Below are 1,136 nucleotides of genomic sequence, written 5' to 3' on the forward strand. Positions count from 1 at the left end.
GTGGAGCGGCGTGCAGGCGATCAACCAGCAGGCCCGCAATGCCTATGACCGCGCCGCGGCGACGTTCGGCGGCGCGCGCACGGCGATGCTGGTCGCGCCAAATGCGGCGACCTTTTCGCAAGACCTGTTCGTCAAGCTCCGCCGCGCGGGCTGGCCGGTCTCGCCGGTGCTGGAAGGCCGCGTCCAGATCAACGGGCGCTYGGTGCGGCTGCTCGGCATCGAGCCGGTCACGCTGCCGGTGGACGTCGGCAACGCGCCGCGCCTTGGTGCTTCGGATTTGAGCAGCTTCGTCGCGCCGCCCGGCCGGACGCTGGTGGCGAAGGAGACGCTGAGCGATTTGCAGGAGCAGGAAGGCGCGGCGCCGCCGATCAGCAGCGGCGCAAAGCTGCCGCCACTGCACGTGCAGCCACAGCTCGTGCCCGGCGTGCTGGTGGTCGATATCGGCGTGGCGCAGAAGCTGCTGAACAAGCCGGACCAGGTGTCTCGCCTCCTGATCGGCAAGCCGAAGGGCAAGCCCGCGTCGCTGGCGAGCGTCGTCGGTGACCGGCTGCAACGGATCGAGCCGAATGCGGAGACGGAGCTGGAGCGCCTCACCGACAGTTTTCATCTCAACCTCACCGCCTTCGGCCTGTTGTCGTTCTTCGTCGGCCTCTTCATCGTCAACTCGGCCGTCGGGCTCGCCTTCGAGCAGCGGCTGCCGATGCTGCGCACGTTACGGGCCTGCGGCGCCTCGGCGCGGCTGGTCAACACGGTGCTGGTGATCGAGCTGGTGGCGCTGGCGCTGGTCGCCGGACTGATCGGGCTCGTCTGCGGCTATTTCATCGCGGCTGCGCTGTTGCCCGACGTCGCGGCGTCGCTGCGCGGGCTCTATGGCGCGCAGATCCCGGGGCAACTCACGCTGCGGCCCGAATGGTGGCTCGCGGGCATCGGCATCAGCGTTGCCGGCGCGCTTGTTGCGGCGGCGACCAGCCTGATCAAGGCGATCCGGATGCCGGTGCTGGCCACGGCGCAGCCATACGCCTGGCAGCAGAGGCAGCGCCGCTGGCTGATCCTGCAAAGCATTGCGGCGTGCATGGTGTTCGCGGTCGCGCTGCTGCTGCTTCGCTATGGCGAGTCGCTGATCGCAGGCTTTGGCG

General features: G+C 69.2%; 1 protein-coding gene. It reads left to right on the forward strand.

Going from position 1 to position 1,136, the window contains the following annotated elements; genetic code table 11:
- The coding region (locus AC1D00_RS42255; RefSeq protein ID WP_477014795.1) for an ABC transporter permease at positions 1–1,136 on the forward strand (1,136 nt) is incomplete at both ends.

It is taken from the genome of Bradyrhizobium sp. P2_E8, assembly GCF_056403875.1.